The sequence below is a fragment of the Actinomycetospora sp. C-140 genome, assembly GCF_054796175.1.
Window position 1 is genome coordinate 48,676 of record NZ_JBTWNF010000019.1, and the last position, 16,037, is coordinate 64,712.

General features: G+C 74.2%; 15 protein-coding genes. 10 read left to right on the forward strand and 5 right to left on the reverse strand.

The annotated features are described in order from the left end of the window. Nucleotides 1–30: 30 nt before the first annotated feature. From ACR9E3_RS26145 to ACR9E3_RS26160, 4 genes are read left to right on the forward strand one after another with little or no spacing between them, the layout of a single operon-like run. Complete coding sequence (locus tag ACR9E3_RS26145) at nt 31–894, forward strand: YhjD/YihY/BrkB family envelope integrity protein (protein WP_460383662.1); 864 nt, start codon at nt 31–33, stop codon at nt 892–894. Further along, nucleotides 891–1,736 (forward strand): carotenoid biosynthesis protein, encoded by an 846-nt coding sequence (locus ACR9E3_RS26150; RefSeq protein ID WP_460383663.1) that lies wholly within the window; start codon nt 891–893, stop codon nt 1,734–1,736. The genes ACR9E3_RS26145 and ACR9E3_RS26150 overlap by 4 nt, the downstream gene beginning before the upstream one ends. Then, nucleotides 1,733–2,830, forward strand: a complete 1,098-nt coding sequence (locus tag ACR9E3_RS26155; protein ID WP_460383664.1) for a glycosyltransferase family 2 protein — start codon at nt 1,733–1,735, stop codon at nt 2,828–2,830. The genes ACR9E3_RS26150 and ACR9E3_RS26155 overlap by 4 nt, the downstream gene beginning before the upstream one ends. Further along, nucleotides 2,827–4,320 (forward strand): phytoene desaturase family protein, encoded by a 1,494-nt coding sequence (locus tag ACR9E3_RS26160; protein ID WP_460383665.1) that lies wholly within the window; start codon nt 2,827–2,829, stop codon nt 4,318–4,320. Before ACR9E3_RS26155 ends, ACR9E3_RS26160 begins: the two co-directional genes overlap by 4 nt. A 13-nt stretch (nt 4,321–4,333) precedes the next feature. On the opposite strand, the gene ACR9E3_RS26165 is transcribed toward ACR9E3_RS26160, so the two are convergent. Both ACR9E3_RS26165 and ligD read right to left on the reverse strand, forming a co-directional pair. Beyond that, complete coding sequence (locus ACR9E3_RS26165) at nt 4,334–4,960, reverse strand: CDP-alcohol phosphatidyltransferase family protein (RefSeq protein WP_460383666.1); 627 nt, start codon at nt 4,958–4,960, stop codon at nt 4,334–4,336. Further along, on the reverse strand, nt 4,957–5,952 hold the full coding sequence (gene ligD, locus ACR9E3_RS26170; RefSeq protein WP_460383667.1) for a non-homologous end-joining DNA ligase: 996 nt from the start codon (nt 5,950–5,952) through the stop codon (nt 4,957–4,959). The genes ACR9E3_RS26165 and ligD overlap by 4 nt, the downstream gene beginning before the upstream one ends. Before the next feature lie 131 nt (nt 5,953–6,083). Between ligD and ACR9E3_RS26175 the strand changes: the two genes are divergently transcribed. The 6 genes from ACR9E3_RS26175 (at nt 6,084) to orn (ending at nt 12,783) form a co-directional block, all read left to right on the forward strand. Then, nucleotides 6,084–6,272 (forward strand): hypothetical protein, encoded by a 189-nt coding sequence (locus ACR9E3_RS26175; RefSeq protein ID WP_460383669.1) that lies wholly within the window; start codon nt 6,084–6,086, stop codon nt 6,270–6,272. Nucleotides 6,273–6,340: 68 nt separating this feature from the next. Next, complete coding sequence (locus ACR9E3_RS26180; RefSeq protein WP_460383670.1) at nt 6,341–8,362, forward strand: SDR family oxidoreductase; 2,022 nt, start codon at nt 6,341–6,343, stop codon at nt 8,360–8,362. Further along, nucleotides 8,359–9,984 carry an AMP-binding protein gene (locus ACR9E3_RS26185; protein WP_460383671.1) on the forward strand — a complete coding sequence of 542 codons (1,626 nt, stop codon included), beginning with the start codon at nt 8,359–8,361 and terminating at the stop codon, nt 9,982–9,984. The genes ACR9E3_RS26180 and ACR9E3_RS26185 overlap by 4 nt, the downstream gene beginning before the upstream one ends. A gap of 123 nt (nt 9,985–10,107) precedes the next feature. Continuing rightward, nucleotides 10,108–10,617, forward strand: coding sequence for a PH domain-containing protein (locus tag ACR9E3_RS26190; protein ID WP_460383672.1), 510 nt, complete (start codon nt 10,108–10,110; stop codon nt 10,615–10,617). After that, a complete protein-coding gene (locus ACR9E3_RS26195; protein WP_460383674.1) occupies nt 10,614–12,098 on the forward strand; it encodes a PH domain-containing protein in 1,485 nt (494 codons plus the stop codon). Before ACR9E3_RS26190 ends, ACR9E3_RS26195 begins: the two co-directional genes overlap by 4 nt. A gap of 10 nt (nt 12,099–12,108) precedes the next feature. Next, nucleotides 12,109–12,783, forward strand: coding sequence for an oligoribonuclease (gene orn, locus ACR9E3_RS26200; protein WP_460383675.1), 675 nt, complete (start codon nt 12,109–12,111; stop codon nt 12,781–12,783). Here the strand turns inward: orn and ACR9E3_RS26205 are convergent. The 3 genes from ACR9E3_RS26205 to ACR9E3_RS26215 are packed head-to-tail and all read right to left on the reverse strand — an operon-like array spanning nt 12,759 to nt 16,019. Continuing rightward, entirely contained in the window at nt 12,759–13,592 is an 834-nt protein-coding gene (locus tag ACR9E3_RS26205) for a formylglycine-generating enzyme family protein (RefSeq protein WP_460383676.1), read from the reverse strand. The two genes, orn and ACR9E3_RS26205, sit on opposite strands and share 25 nt — an antisense overlap. Then, nucleotides 13,585–14,490 (reverse strand): HAD family hydrolase, encoded by a 906-nt coding sequence (locus ACR9E3_RS26210; RefSeq protein WP_460383677.1) that lies wholly within the window; start codon nt 14,488–14,490, stop codon nt 13,585–13,587. Before ACR9E3_RS26210 ends, ACR9E3_RS26205 begins: the two co-directional genes overlap by 8 nt. 2 nt (nt 14,491–14,492) lie before the next feature. Beyond that, on the reverse strand, nt 14,493–16,019 hold the full coding sequence (locus ACR9E3_RS26215; RefSeq protein ID WP_460383678.1) for an arylsulfatase: 1,527 nt from the start codon (nt 16,017–16,019) through the stop codon (nt 14,493–14,495). Nucleotides 16,020–16,037 lie beyond the last annotated feature (18 nt).

The window sequence follows — 16,037 nt, forward strand, 5'->3', positions numbered from 1 at the left end:
TGGGCGCCCGGGCCCGGGTACGCCCGGCCGGTGCCCGGAGCCTGCCTGACCCGCGTGCCCGTGGCCCTCGCCCGGGACGTGGCGTCGACCCTGCGGGGCCGGGACCTCGCCGCCGTCGCGGCCGGGCTGACCTACTTCGCCGGCCTGGGCGTCGTGCCGTGGCTGCTGCTGGCGGTGTGGGGCGCGGCGCTGATCGGCTCTCCGGAGACCGTCGCCGCCCACCTCGCCGACCTGCGCCTGCTCGTGCCGCCCGAGATGGGAGCGCGGCCGGTGTACGACACGCTCGTGCGCGCCGGGCTCGACCTCGGCCCCTGGGGCGCGCTCGTCACGATCTTCCCCGCCACGTTCTACGGCGAGGGCCTGCGGCGCGCGTGCCTGCGCCTGTCGCCCCGTCGCGACCGCTTCACCGGCTGGCGCGCCCGGCTGGCGCTGCTGCCGCTGGTGCTCGCCGTCCCGGTCCTCGCGCTCGGCGTGTTCGCCGCCGCGCCGTGGCTCGCCGACCTCGCCGCGACCGGCGGGCTCGCGGGCACCGCCGGCCAGGTCGTCGTCGCCTTCCACCTGTCGTGGTTCGCGATCGGCGCGGTGCTGGCGTGGGGGTTCCGCGTCGTCGCGCCGGGCGGGCCGGGGTGGGTCGCGACGCTGGTCGGGGCGTTCGGGACGTCGGCGGTGCTCGCCGGCTTCCTGCAGGGGTTCCTGCTGTTCCTCGCGCTGCCCATCGACCTCGGCATCCCGTTCGGCGGCCTGGACGTCGTGGGCGCGACCGTGGCCGTCGCGCTGTGGCTGTTCGTGCTGCACGTGCTGCTGCTCGTGGGCTGGGCGGCGACCGACGCCCTGGACCGTCGCCTCCGGCACGAGACGCGGCAGGCCTGGGAGCTGGCCGGGGCGGCCCGGTGAACCAGGCGACGCTCACGGCCCCACGCACGCCCCAGCGCCACACGGGGCAGGCCGCGGAGATCGTGCCCTGGCTGCTCGGCGCCGGGGTGATCGGCGTCCAGATCGCCTTCCCGCTGACCGGGGGCGGGACGCCGGCGATGACGGTCGCGTCGGTCGTGCTGTTCGCGCTGGCGTCGGTGACCCACGCGCTGCTCACGCGGGGCCCGGCGGCCGCGGCCGGCCTGGTCGTCGTCGCCGGGGGCGGGGGGCTGCTCGTGGAGGCCGTCGGGCTCGCGACCGGCCTGCCGTTCGGCGAGTACCGCTACTCCGGCTCGCTCGGCGCCGCGGTGCTCGGCGTGCCGCTGGTGGTGCCCGTGGCCTGGACGATGATGGCCTACCCGGCGCTGCTCGTCGGGCGTCGCCTCGGCCGCGCGCTCCCGCTGCGCTGGGGGCACGTCACGGCGACCCTTCTCGGCGCCTGGGCGCTCGCGACGTGGGACGTCTTCCTGGACCCGCAGATGGTCGAGGCGGGGCACTGGTCGTGGCTCGACCCCACCCCCGCCCTCCCCGGGGTGCCGGGCATCCCGGTGTCGAACTTCGCCGGCTGGCTGCTCGTCGCCGTCGTGATGATCGGCGTCCTGGACCGGCTCCTGCCCGAGCGCCCCCTCGTCGACGACGCGCTGCCGCTCGTGATGTGGCTCTGGACGTTCCTGTCCTCGACGATGGCCGCCGCCGTGTTCTTCGGGCGGCCCTCGGTGGCGCTGGTCGGCGGCGTGCTCATGGGCCTCGTCGGCGTCCCCCTGATCGTCGTGCTGCGCCGCCACGGACCGGACCTGCGCCCGCGGGTCCGGCGCCGGCCGTGAGGGCCCTGGTCGCCGCCGGCACCGCGTTGGCCTGCGCGTCGCTCGGCCTCACCGTCGACAACCTGCGGCGCCTGCGCGTCCCCGACCCGCGTGCGGCACCGCCGCGGGAGCGGGTGGCGGTGCTGGTGCCCGCCCGCGACGAGGCCTCCCGGATCGCCGACTGCGTGGGCGCGCTGCGCGCCGCCGTCGACGGGTGGCCGGTGCCGGCCGAGATCCTCGTGCTCGACGACGGGTCTCGCGACGCCACGGCCGCCCGGGCCCGCGAGGCCGGCGTGCGCGTGCTCGACGGCGTCCTTCCGCCGCCCGGGTGGCTGGCCAAGCCCTGGGCCTGCCGCCAGCTCGCCCGCGCCACCGACGCCGACGTGCTCGTCTTCGTCGACGCCGACGTCGTCGTCGCCCCGCACGGCCTCGCGGCGACGGTCGACCTGCTGCGCCGCTCCGGGCTCGACCTCGTCTGCCCGCACCCGCGCCAGCACGCCGAGGGCGTCGCCGAGAGGCTGGTGCAGCCGCTGCTGGCCTGGTCGTGGCTCTCGACGCTGCCGCTGGGGGTCGCCGAACGCTCGCCGCGGCCGTCCCTGACGGCGGCCAACGGGCAGCTGCTCGCCGTCGACGCGCACGCCTACCGGACCGCCGGCGGCCACCCGCCGCGCGACGTGCTCGACGACATCGCCCTGCTGCGGGCGGTGAAGCGCGCGGGCGGGCACGGGGTGGTCGCCGACGGCACGGCGGTCGCGTCGTGCCGGATGTACCGCGGCGCGGCGGAGGTGCGCGAGGGGTACGCCAAGTCGCTGTGGGCGGCGTTCGGGTCGCCGGGGAACGCGGCGGGGGTCCTCGGTCTGCTCCTGCTCGCCCACGTCGTGCCCGCGCTCGCGGCCCTGCGCGGCTCGCGGGTCGGGCTGGCCGGCTACCTCGCGGGCGTGGCGAGCCGGGCGCTGGCCGCGCGGCGCACCGGCGCCCGGGTCGGCGACGCGCTCGCGCAGCCGGTGTCGGTGCTCGCGGTCGGCGCGCTGACCGTCGACTCCTTCCGTCGCCGCCGCGCCGGGACGCTGCGGTGGCGGGGCCGGCCCGTCGAACCCGTCGACGCCGCCGCGTGACCGGGACCGTCGTCGTGGGCGCCGGCCTCGGCGGGCTGGCCGTCGCGGCCCGCCTCGCCGCGGGCGGGCACCGGGTGACCGTCCTCGAGGCGTCCGCGCGGGTCGGCGGCAAGCTCGGCACGGTCGAGGTCGACGGGTTCCGCTTCGACACCGGGCCCTCGCTGGTCACGATGCCCGCGGTGTTCGAGCACCTGTTCGCCGACACCGGGGCGACGCTGCACGACGTCCTCGATCTGCAGCCCCTCGACGTCGCGGCCCGCTACCGCTTCGGCGACGGGACCGAGCTGGATCTCCCCGGACGTCGGGACGAGATCGGTCCGGCCCTCGACGCCGCGCTCGGCGACGGGGCCGGCGCGCAGTGGTCGTCGTTCCTGCGCCACGCCGAGCGGCTCTGGGAGGTGACGCACGAGCCGTTCCTCGAGCGTCCGGTCTCCCCCGCGGCGCTCGCGCGGCTGTCGTTGCGGGTGCGCGACCTCGTGACCGTCGCCCCGTGGCGCAGCCTGCGCGGCGTCGGCGCGCGGCACCTGCGCGACGAGCGCCTCGGGATGCTGCTCGACCGGTACGCGACGTACTCGGGCTCCGACCCGCGCCGGGCGCCGGCCGCGCTGGCGGTCGTGCCGTACGTCGAGCAGCAGTTCGGGTCCTGGTACGTCCGCGGGGGCCTGCGGCGGCTCGCCGACGCCGTGGCCGATCGCTGTCGGGCGCTCGGGGTGGCGCTGCGCACCGGCGAGCGCGTCGTCGGGATCGAGACCGACGGCGGGCGGGCGTCGGGGGTGCGCCTCGCGTCCGGGGAGCGGCTGGGCGCCGACATCGTCGTCGCCAACGCCGACGCGGCCACCGTGTACGGCCCCGGCGGGCTGCTGCCGCACCGCCCGTCGGCCCGGCGCCTGGCGCGCACGACGCCGTCGTCCTCGGGGTTCGTGCTGCTGCTCGGGCTCGCCGGGCGCGACCCGTCGAGCCCGCACCACCGGGTCTTGTTCTCCCCGACGCGGGCGGCGTACGACGCCGAGTTCGACGCGTACCGGGGTGCGTCCCCGGCGTCGGCGCCCGCGGTCTACGTGCACGCGCCCGACGACCCCGCGCTGCGCCCCGACGACGACGCCGAGGCGTGGTTCGTGCTGGTCACCGCGCCCCGCCACGCACCCGGCCGGGGCGTCGACTGGGACGCGCCCGGGCTCGCGGCGCGCTACGCCGACCGGGTCCTCGAGGTGATGGCGCGGCGCGGGCTCGACGTGCGCCACCGCATCCGCAGCTGCACGGTCCGCACCCCCGCCGACCTCGAGCGCGAGACCCTCTCCTCCGGCGGCGCGATCTACGGGACGTCGTCCGACGGCGCGCTCGCGGCGTTCCTGCGTCCCGCCAACCGCTCCCCCGTCGACGGCCTCTACCTCGTCGGCGGCTCCGCCCACCCCGGCGGCGGCCTCCCCCTCGTCACCCTGTCCGCGGAGATCACCGCGCGCCTCGTACGTGAGCGAACTTCGGGGCTATAGCACCAAAGTTCGCTCACGTACGGAGGCGGCGGTAGACCGTCACCAGGACCTGGGTGAAGCCGACGACCGCGAGGACCGCGGCGAGCACCATCGCGATCGCCGCCGCCGGCACCGTCGGGCTCACGGCGGCGCCGAGCAGGCCCAGCGACGTCGCGATCACCCGCGAGGGCCGCTCCCACACGCTGACCACGCCGACGTCGGGCAGGCGTGCCGACGCGCGCACCGACTCCTGGAGCAGCGTGAGCACGCCGACGCCGACCGCGAGCCATCCCGGCGCCCCGGCCAGCACCAGGGCCACGAGGAACGCCACGTCACCGATCCGGTCGACCAGCGGGTCGAGCACGCGACCCCACGCCGTGGCGGTGTCGGTGAGCCGGGCGACCGCGCCGTCGAGACCGTCGAGCAGCGCGCACACCACCGCGAGCGCGGCGCCGAGCAGGAACCACCAGCGTCCGAACAGCGCCGCCACCGGCACCGCGGCACCGCACAGCAGCGACGCGACGGTCAGCGCCGTCGGCGGCACGCCACGGCGGGCGAACGGCCGCGCCACCACCGCCACCAGGCGCAGCCAGCCCAGCACCAGCCCCCGCGGCTCGATCCCCCCGTGCGCCGCCGACCAGCGACCCAGGAAGTCGTTCACTGCTCCCGCACGACGTCGGCCGGGTCCTTGTCGATGCGCAGCCCCTGGTAGCGGGGGTGGCGCAGCCGGCCGTCACCGGTCCACTCGCTGAACCCCACCGCGCACACCAGCTCCGGGCGCACCCAGTGCTGGCCCTTCTCCCGCACGGCGTCGACGAACGGGGCCTCGTCGGCCGCGAGGTCGTCGAGCCGGTCCCGCAGCATCGCGAGCGTCGCGGCGTCGTAGCCGGTGCCGACCTTGCCGGCGTAGCGCAGCTGCCGGGCCGTGTCGTAGTAGCCCACCAAGAGCGCCCCGAGCCCGCGCCGCGACCCGCTCGGGTCGGTCCAGCCGCCGATGACGAACTCCTGGTCGCGGACGCACTTGAGCTTGAGCCAGTCGCGGCTGCGCCCGCCGAGGACGTAGGGGGCGTCGCTGCGCTTGGCGATCAGCCCTTCCCAGCCGTCGCCGCAGGCCTCGGCGAGCAGCTCGCTCGGGTCCCCTTCCAGCGCCGGGCTGCGGTACAGCGGCTTCCGGAACGCGACGACCGCGTCGAGGATCCGGTGCCGGGTCGACTGCGGCAGCCGGGTCACGTCGACGTCGTCGAGCACCAGCACGTCGAACAGGTGCGCCTCGACCTCGACGCCGGTCCGCCGGGCCCGGTTGGGGTCCTGGAGGTGCATGCGCGCCTGGAGGCTGGAGAAGGTCCCGTCGGTCGCGGTGATCTCCCCGTCGAGGACGAACCGGTCCGGGCCCTGCTCGGCGAGCGCCTCCACGATCTCGGGGTAGCTGCCGTCCATCGACTTCTGGTTGCGCGACCACAGCCGCGGGGTCCCGCCCTTGTCGCGGGTGGCGATGACCCGCACGCCGTCGAGCTTGCGCTCGAACACCCACCCGGCGCCTGGCGGGTGCTCCTTCGACAGCGTCGCCAGCATCGGCGCCCGGAACCCCGACCCGTCCGCCCGGCGCAGCGCGCGCTGCTGCTCGGGCGGGAGGTCCCACACGTCGTCGGCCATGCCGTCCTCCTACCCGACCCCGCGCTCGAGGATGTGGATTTCCTGAGGTCCAACGCCAGCGTGGCCCCCAGGCTGACAAAGCACACGCCCGCCTCTGCGCCCCGCGAGCCGGAGACCTACCGTCGAGCGCCATGAGCGAGCAGCGCAACGAGGCGGCGGACATCGAGCAGCGCTACGTCGCCGAGCAGAACGACGAGGAGGCGCTCGTCGAGGGTCTCGACCCGGAGAAGCCCAGCGAGCAGAAGACCACCGACAAGGTCAAGGCGGCCGGGGACGACGTCGAGGAGCACGTCGACGAGATGACCGACCCCGAGCGGTGAGGACAAGGTGACCCGCCGGTAACCCGATGCGTGGCGGTCCTCGGTGGGCTGTGCCACGATCCTCCGCCATGCGGTATCTGGTGACCGGCGGTACCGGGTTTCTCGGGCGGATGGTCCTCGCCCGTCTGCTCGCACGGGACGACTGCGATGCGGTGTACGCGTTGGTCCGGGAGGGCTCACGCGACCGGCTGCTGCGCCGGTTCGCCGACGTCGAGGGCCACGAGAAGATCGTGCCGGTCGTCGGCGACCTGACCGCGCCACGGCTGGGCCTGCACGACGCGGAGATCGACGGGCTCGCCGGGCGCGTCGACCACGTCCTGCACCTCGGCGCCATCTACGACATCACCGCCGACGACGACACCAACCACGCAGCGAACGTCGACGGCACGCGCGGCGTGGTCGAACTGGCCGCGAAGATCGACGCCGGCTGCGTCCACCACGTCTCCTCGGTCGCCGTCGCCGGCGAGTACGAGGGCACGTTCACCGAGGACGACCTCGACGTCGGGCAGCGCTTCGGCAACCCGTACCACCGCACCAAGTACGAGGCCGAGCGGATCGTCCGCGAGGAGTCGACCACCCCCTGGCGCGTCTACCGCCCCGCCGTCGTCGTCGGCGACTCGCAGACCGGCGAGATGGACAAGATCGACGGGCCGTACTACCTGCTCACCGCCATCTCGCTGCTCGGGCGCCTGCCCGCCGCCCTGCGCTTCGCCATCCCCGAGCTCGGCGCCACCAACGTCGTCCCGGTCGACTTCGTCGCCGACGCGATGGTCCACCTCGCGCACCAGCCCGGTCTCGACGGCCGCGCGTTCCACCTGGTGCACCCGCGCCCGCAGCCGGTCTCCGAGGTCTACAACGCCCTCGCGGGCCCGCTCGGCGCCCCGAAGGTGCAGGCCACGATCCCGGACGCGGTCGGGGACCTCCTGCAGAAGGCCGCCGGCGCCGCGTCGACCGTCCCCGCGCTGGCCGCGGCCCGCGACATCGTCCTCGCCGAGCTCGACATCCCGCCCGAGGTGCTCCCCCACCTCACCTTCCCGACGCGCTTCACCGCCGAGAAGACGGCCGCGGCGCTCGCCGGGTCCGGCATCGCGAGCCCCGAGTTCGGCGACTACGCGCCCGTCCTCGTCGAGTGGTGGCGCGAGCACCTCGACCCCAATCGTCACCGGCGCCCACGGCCCGGCGGCCCGCTGCAGGGCCGCCGGGTCGTGATCACGGGCGCGTCGTCGGGCATCGGCCGGGAGACCGCGTTCAAGGTCGCCCGCTCCGGCGGTGTGCCGCTGCTCGTGGCGCGGCGCACCGAGGAGCTCGAGGAGGTCAAGGCCGAGATCGAGCGCGACGGCGGCCAGGCCTGGGTCTACTCGTGCGACATCACCGACGGCGAGTCGGTGCAGGCGCTGGTCAAGACGATGATCAACGACCACGCCGGCCCCGACACCGGCATCGACATGCTCGTGAACAACGCCGGGCGCTCGATCCGCCGCGGGGTGCGCCTCGAGCTGGAGCGCTTCCACGACTTCGAGCGCACGATGGCGATCAACTACTTCGGCGCGGTCCGGCTGACGCTCGCGCTGCTGCCGCACATGCTCGAGCGCCGGTTCGGGCACATCGTGGACATCTCCTCCATCGGTGTGCAGACGGGCCCGCCGCGGTTCTCGGCGTACGTGGCGAGCAAGGCCGCGCTGGACGCGTGGGCCTCGATCGTCGCCACCGAGGTGCTCGGCGAGGGCGTCACGTTCACGACGGTGCACATGCCGCTCGTGCGCACCCCGATGATCGCGCCGACCCGGATCTACGACGCCTTCCCCACCGACTCCCCCGAGGAGGCGGCGGACAAGGTCATGCGCGCGCTGGTCGACCGTCCCAAGCACGTCGGCACGGCGCTGGGCACCCTCGGCGCGGTGGCGGGCGCGCTGACGCCGCGGATCAAGGACGGTGTCATGCACATCGCCTACCGCGTGTTCCCCGAGTCGGCGGCGGCGCGTGAGGGTAGTGACATCGACAGGCACGACGACGCCCGCACCCTCGACACGGGCCCGCTCTCGCGCGGCGCCCAGGCCATGGCCCGACTTCTCCCTGGAGTGCACTGGTGAAGACCCCGTTCGGCACCCCCACCGAGCTCGCGACCGGGCTGCGGCTGCTGACCGGAGCGGGCGTCATCGCCCCCGTCGCCCCCCATCGCGCGGCGCTGTTCCCGACCGCGCTCTACCGCTACGGGTTCACCCCGACCACCGCGTTCGTCGTCGGGCGCTGGCGCCACCCGGACCGCGTCGCGATCGTCGACGACCGCGGCACCGTCACCTTCCGCGAGATCCACGACCGCACCGACCGGCTCGCCCGCGCCCTCGCCGACCGCCGCGTCGGGCCGGGCAGCCGTGTCGCCGTGCTCTGCCGCAACCACCGCGGGCCGATCGAGACGATCCTCGCGGTGAGCAAGGTCGGCGCCGACGTCGTCCTGCTCAACACCGGCCTCTCGCCCGCGCAGATGAAGGCCGTGGCCGAGGAGCAGGAGATCACGACGATCGTCGTCGACTCCGACCTCGACGACCGCCTCGAGCAGGTCCCCGAGGACGTCAAGCGGATCCACGCCTGGACCGAGGGCACCGGCTGCTGGGGCGACGACACCCTCGAGGGCCTCATCGGCGCCGACGGATCCAAGCCGCTGCCGACCAAGCCGCCGGTGGGCAAGACGATCGTGCTGACCTCGGGCACCACCGGCACCCCGAAGGGCGCCGAGCGCCCGTCGCCGAACGGCATCGGGGTGGTCAACGCGATCCTCTCGCGCATCCCCCTGACCGCCCAGGAGCCGGCGCTGGTGTCCGCGCCGCTGTTCCACACGTGGGGCTTCGCGGCCTTCCAGATCGGCGCGCTCATGGGCTCGACGCTGATCCTGCGCCGCAAGTTCGACCCCGAGGACGCGCTGGCCCAGCTCGCGCAGCACCGGTGCACCGCGATGTTCGCGGTGCCGGTGATGCTGCAGCGCATGCTCGAGCTCGACGACGACGTCAAGGCGCGCTACGACACCTCGGCCCTGGTGACCGTCACCGCCACCGGCTCGACGATGCCGCCGGCGAAGGTCACCGAGTTCCTCGAGACGTTCGGCGACAAGCTCTACATGCTCTACGGCTCCACCGAGGTGTCCTGGGCGTCGATCGCCAAGCCCGAGGAGCTGCGGTCGCAGCCCGGCACCGCGGGCCGCCCGCCGGTCGGCACCACCGTGAAGATCCTCGGCGACGACGACCGCGAGCTCCCGACCGGCGAGACCGGGCGCATCTTCGTCGGCAACGACATGCTCTTCACCGGCTACACCGGCGGGCGCGGCGAGACCGAGGTCGTCGACGACATGCTCGGCACCGGCGACCTCGGGCACTACGACCGCGACGGCCTGCTGTTCATCTCCGGCCGCGCCGACGACATGATCGTCTCGGGCGGCGAGAACATCCACGCCGGCGAGGTCGAGGGCCTGCTCGCCGACATGGACGGGGTCAAGGAGGCCGCGGTCGTCGGCGTCGACGACGAGGAGTACGGCCAGCGCCTGGCCGCCTACCTCGTGCTCGAGTCCGGGGCGAAGGTCGACGCGGACGGGGTGCGCGACCACGTCAAGAACCACCTCGCCCGCTTCGCCGCGCCCCGCGACGTGGAGTTCCTCGACGAGCTGCCCCGCAACAACACCGGCAAGGTGCTGAAGAAGGAGCTGGGGACCTCGGCCTCGTAGTCGTCCTAGTCGTGTCAGCGAAGTGCCGTTGCAGACACTCAGCGTCCGTATCGGTACTTCGATCACCACGCGCCGGCCGTCACGACCGCGCAGAGGGGCGCCGGGATCGGACAGACTGAACCGGTGACGACGCCGGAGGGGGGCACCGGTGCCCGGCTGCGGACGCCGGAGCACCGCGTCAGCCCGCGTGCCCGGCTCTGGTGGGCGTTGCGCTCCGGGCTGGGCACGCTCGCGGTGCTCGTACCGCAGGTCGCCGTCGCGCTCTTCCTGCCCGCGTACGGCGACCTCATGCTGCTCACGGGCGCGCTCACCGTCCTCGTCGGGCTCACGCACCTGCTGGTCGTGCCGCGGATGCGCTACGCGCTGCACCGCTGGGAGATCACCGACGACGCCGTGCACACCCTGACCGGCTGGCTGCGCCTGGAGTGGCGGATCGCGCCGATCACGCGCGTCCAGACCGTCGACACCGACCGCGGCCCGCTGCAGCGCCTGCTCGGGCTGTCGTCGGTGACGGTCACGACGGCCTCGTCGAGCGGGGCGCTGTCGATCGACGGGCTGGACGCCGACGACGCCCTCACCCTCGCCGACCGGCTCACCCGCGCGACCGAGCACGCGGGCGGGGACGCGACGTGAGCGCGCCGGCCGCGTCGGAGTGGCAGCGCCTCGACCGTCGGATGCTCGTCGTCCACCCCGCGGTGGACCTGATCAAGCTGGTGCCGGTACTGCTGATCATCGCGATCACGGGCGGGTCCAGCGACGACCGTTGGCGCCTCGGCGGCGGGGTGCTGCTGGCGGTCGCGGTGCTCGTGTACGGGGTGTCGCGCTGGTTCACCACCAGCTACCGGATCGGCGACGACCGCGTCGAGCTGCGCCACGGCCTGCTGCGCCGCCACCACCGCAGCGTGCACCGCGACCGCATCCGCACCGCCGACCTCACCGCCAACCCGGCGCACCGCCTGTTCGGCCTGGCCGTCGTGCGCGTCGGGACGGGACGCCGCGAAGGCGGCGAGGACGCCGAGCTGACCCTCGACGCCGTGCGCCGCGGCGAGGCCGAGCGGCTGCGCGCCCTGCTCCTCGGCGAGCCCGACCCGGCCGCGAACGCGCCCCCGGTGCTCGCCCGCCTGCGCTGGAGCTGGGTCCGCTTCGCCCCCCTGACGTTCTCGGCGCTCGCCGTCGTCGGCGCGGTCTGGGTGGGGCTCATCCGGCTGGCCGACGAGTTCTCGGTCCGCCCCGGCGCGGTGGTGCTCGAGCAGACCGCGGGCCGCGCACCGGTGTGGCTCGGGGCGGCGGCGCTCGTCGTCACCGCGGTGTTCGGGGCGGCCGTGGTGTTCGTCGAGAACTGGTGGGGCTACCGGCTCACCCGCGCCGACGACGGCGGGCTGGTGCTGCGCCGCGGCCTGCTGACCCGCCGCACGCTCTCGCTCGAGGGGCGCCGCATCCGCGGTGTCGAGCTCGACGAGCCCCTGCTCGTGCGCCTCGGCCGCGGCGCGCGCCCGCTCGCGCTGACCACCGGGCTGCGCGCCGACGGGTCGGGCGAGCACGTCGGCGGCGTCGGGCCCGCGATGCCGCGGCGCGAGGCGCACCGCGTGGCGGCGGGCGTGCTCGGCGTCGGCGCGCAGCAGGCGACGCGCACGCCCCTGGAGCGCCACCCGCGCGCCGCGGTGGTGCGGCGGCTGACGCGCGGCGTCGGTCCCGCGCTCGTCGTCGCCGCCGTGCTGCTCGCGCTGCCCCAGGCCCCGGCCGACGGGATCGTCGTCCCGGCCCTGCTGGTCGTGGCCCTGCTGTTCGCGCTGGACCGCGTGCGCTCGCTCGGGCACGCGCTGACCGGCGAGCACCTGGTCACCCGGCACGGCTCCTGGGTGCGCCGCACCGTGGTGCTGCGCCGCGGCGGGGTGATCGGCTGGCGGCTCACGCAGTCGTTCACCCAGCGACGTGCGGGGCTGGTCACGCTGCACGCCGTCACCGCGGCCGGGCGCGGGCGCTACGAGGTGCTCGACGTCGGCGCCGGCCGGGCGCTCGAGCTCGTCGACGACGTCACGCCCGGGCTGCTGGCGCCGTTCGTGATCGACGGGCAGATCCACGGCCGGGCGGCCGGGCGCTTCGTGCGCCGTTAGGGTCGGTCAGGTGAGTGCCCGTCTGGTGTGGATCGACTGCGAGATGACCGGCCTCGATCTGAAGAACGACGCTCTGATCGAGATCGCCGCCCTGGTGACCGACGCCGACCTCGTGCCCTTCGGCGAGGGTGTCGACGTCGTCATCCACGCGCCGGATGCCGCGCTCGACGCGATGCCCGACGTCGTGCGCGACATGCACGCGAAGTCCGGGCTCACCGACGAGGTGCGCCAGTCGACGGTGACGATGGCCGAGGCCGAGAAGCTCGTCCTCGACTACATCCGCGAGCACGTGGCCGAGGGCCGCTCGGCGCCGCTGTGCGGCAACTCGATCGCCACCGACCGCGGCTTCCTCGCCCGCGACATGCCCGAGCTCGACGGCTACCTGCACTACCGCATGGTCGACGTCAGCTCGATCAAGGAGCTGTGCCGGCGCTGGTACCCGCGCATCTACTACGCGCAGCCGGAGAAGGGCCTCGCCCACCGCGCGCTCGCCGACGTGCGCGAGTCCATCCGCGAGCTCGAGTACTACCGGCGCACGGCGTTCGTCGCGCTGCCCGGCCCGAGCACCGAGGAGGCCCAGACCGCGGCCTCGTCGGTGGTGGCCGAGGACAAGACCGGCGTCGTCGCGGCCGAGGCGGCCGAGCCCGGGCCGGCCGGCGGTCAGGCCCCGCCGCCGGCGGGCTGATCGCGCAGCACGCACCGGAACCCGAGGTGGCTCATGCCCGTGTCGGCGGGCTGGGGCCGCCGCGCGGCCGGCCGGTAGCGCGAGCAGTACTCGTCGGCGCAGAGGAACGAGCCGCCCTTCACGACGTGGCTCGGCTCCGCCGCGCCCTCCCAGCGGTCGGCGGTCCACTCCCAGACGTTGCCCGCCATGTCGACGAGGTCGTAGCCGTTGGGCGGGAACGCGCCGACCGGTGTCGTCGACCCGTACCCCCGGTCGGCCCGCCACGGGAACGCGCCGTGCCAGTGGTTCGCCATGCCGTCGCGCGGCTCGTCGCCCCAGGTGTAGGCCGCGCCCTCGAGCCCGCCGCGGGCGGCGGCCTCCCACTCGGCCTCGGTCGGGAGGGCGCGGCCCGCCCAGGTGGCGTAGGCCGCGACGTCCTCGTACGCCACGTGCACGACGGGGTGGTCGGGGCGGTGAGCGAGCGACGAGCCGCGGCCCTCGGGGCGGCGCCAGAGCGCGCCGGGCGTCCAGGCCCACCACTGTGCGAGGTGGCGCAGGTCGACCGGGCCGTCGGTGCCCGTGAAGACCATCGAGCCGGGCTGCAGGTTCTCCGGCGGCGCGCCCGGGAAGTCGGCCGGGTCGAGCGGACGCTCGGCCACGGTCCGGTAGCCGGTCTCGCGCACGAAGCGGCCGAACTGCGCGTTCGTGACGGGGTGCCGCTCGATCCAGAACCCGTCGACGGTCGCCGGGCGGGCCGGCGCCTCCTCGGCGTGGTGACGGTCGGAGCCCATCGCGAACGTCTGGGCGGGGACCCACCGCAGATCAGTCAAAGACCTTCTCCCAGTCGTCCCGCATGCTGACGACGGTCCACCCCTCGTGCCCCGCCCGGGCCAGCAGGTCCTCCGCACCGCCGGAGTCGTCGGCCTCCCGCTCGGCGTCGTCGTGGCGCACGACCAACCGCAGGGCGGGTCGCCCTCCCCCGGCGAACTCGAGCATCGGCAGGTCGCCGTTGGCGTTGCCGATCGCGATGACCGGCCGCCGCCCGATCCGGCTCCAGATCCGGACCGGCTTCTCGGGGCCGTCGTCGAAGAAGTCCATCTCGGCCCGGTAGAGCAGCTGCCCCTCCCGGTAGTCGATCCCGAGCGCGCTGCCGATCACCCGCTCCGGCGGCACCCCGTAGAGCTGCGGCGCGATCGGTCGCATGAAGTCACGGTCGCCGCCGGAGGCGATGTAGACGGTGAAGTCGTGCGCTTCGAGGTAGCGCAGCAGTTCGACCATCGGCGCGAAGCCGCACGTCCGGTACGGCCGCCCGAGCGTCGGGTGGTCGGCCTCGGCGAAGAACGCCCGCACCGCACGGTCGTACTCCTCGACCTCGACGGCGTCGAACGCGCTGGTCACCGCCGCCTTGAGCAGGCCGAGGTCGGTGTCGTCCCCGCGGTAGTGCTTGAGCATCGCGTCGCCCATCCACCGGCTGTCGCGCTCGTAGGCCGCCCGGTACGGCTGCTGCTCCCGCAGCGTCGGGTCGGCCGTCGCCAGCACGCCGAGGCGCCGGACCAGGAAGTCGAGCTGGATCGGCATCGGCTTCTCGCACCACAGCGTGCCGTCGTTGTCGGTGACGACGATCCGCTCCTCGTGCGGGATCACCTCGGGCGATGCCGGGTCGGTGGCGCGACGGACGAAGTCCTCGATCGCTCGGCGGGCCGATCCGTCGCGCCAGGAGTCGAGCATCCTCAGTCCTTCGCGAGGAACGCGTGCAGCTTCTCGACCGCGTGGGTGATCGTGAAGCTCGCCGGCTCCTGGCGCGGCGGGAACTGCTCGAACGTCTCCAGGAACTTCGTGACGATGCCGCCGCCGTAGAGCGCGATGTAGTCGTGGTCGAGGAACCAGTCCCAGTAGGTGTTCGAGGTGGCGTCCGCGCGCTCGAACGGGTCCGTGCGCAGGTTGAACAGCTTCGGGATGCGCAGCACGGTGAACGGCTCGGCCCAGACCCCGAGCGTGCCCTCCTTGCGCTGCTCCTGGAACACGATCTTCCAGTTCTCGAAGCGCAGACCGAGGACGTCGCCGTCGTCGGAGAAGTAGACGAACCCGCGTCGCGGCGAGTGCTCCACCTCGCCGGTGAGGTAGGGCAGCAGGTCGTAGCCGTCGATGTGGACGCGGAAGCCCCGGTGACCGGTCTTGAGCTTCTCGACGACGTCGGGCTCGCCGGCCGCGGAGACGAGCGTCGGGAGCCAGTCGTGGTGCTGGACGATGTCGTTCGAGACGACGCCGGCCGGGATGTGACCGGGCCAGCGGATCACCTCGGGCACCCGGAAGGCGCCCTCCCAGTTGGTGTCCTTCTCGCTGCGGAACGGGGTCGTCGCGCCGTCCGGCCAGGTGTTGGCGTGCGGGCCGTTGTCGGTGGAGTAGATGACGATCGTGTCGTCGGCGATCCCGAGCTCGTCGAGCAGGTCGAGCAGCTGTCCGACGTTGCGGTCGTGGTCGATCATCGTGTCGTGGTACGGCGACTGCCAGAAGCCGGCCTGCCCGAGGCTCTCCGGCTTGGTGTGCGTCCGGAGATGCATGTGGGTCATGTTCATCCAGCAGAAGAACGGGGTGCCCGCCTCGTGCTGCGTGCGGATCCACCCCGCGCACGCCGAGGTGAACTCGTCGTCGACGGTCTCCATGCGCTTCTTGGTCAGCGGGCCGGTGTCCTCGATCCGCTGCTTGCCGACCCGCCCGTACTTCGGGTCGACCGTGTCGTCGTCCTCCTCGGTGGCCCAGCAGTGCAGGACACCCCTCGGGTAGAGGAACCCGTGCAGCCGCGGGTACTCCTCCTTGCCCGGGTAGTCCGGCAGCTCCGGCTCCTCCTCGGCGTTGAGGTGGTAGAGGTTGCCGAAGAACTCGTCGAAGCCGTGGACCGTCGGCAGGTACTTGTTGAGGTCGCCGAGGTGGTTCTTGCCGAACTGCCCGGTCGCGTAGCCCATCGGCTTGACGAGCTCGGCGATCGTCGGGTCGGCCGCGTTCAGACCCACGTCCATGCCGGGGAAGCCGACCTTGCTCATGCCGGTGCGATAGACGCTCTGACCCGTGATGAAGGCCGCCCGCCCGGCGGTGCAGCTCTGCTCGCCGTAGGAGTCGGTGAACCGCATGCCCTCGTCCGCGATGCGATCGATGTTCGGTGTGCGATAGCCCATCAGACCGTCGCTGTAGCAGCTCAGGTTGGTGATGCCGATGTCGTCGCCCCAGATGACGAGGATGTTCGGCTGTCCACCGGGCATGGGTCCTCCTGGGGCTGT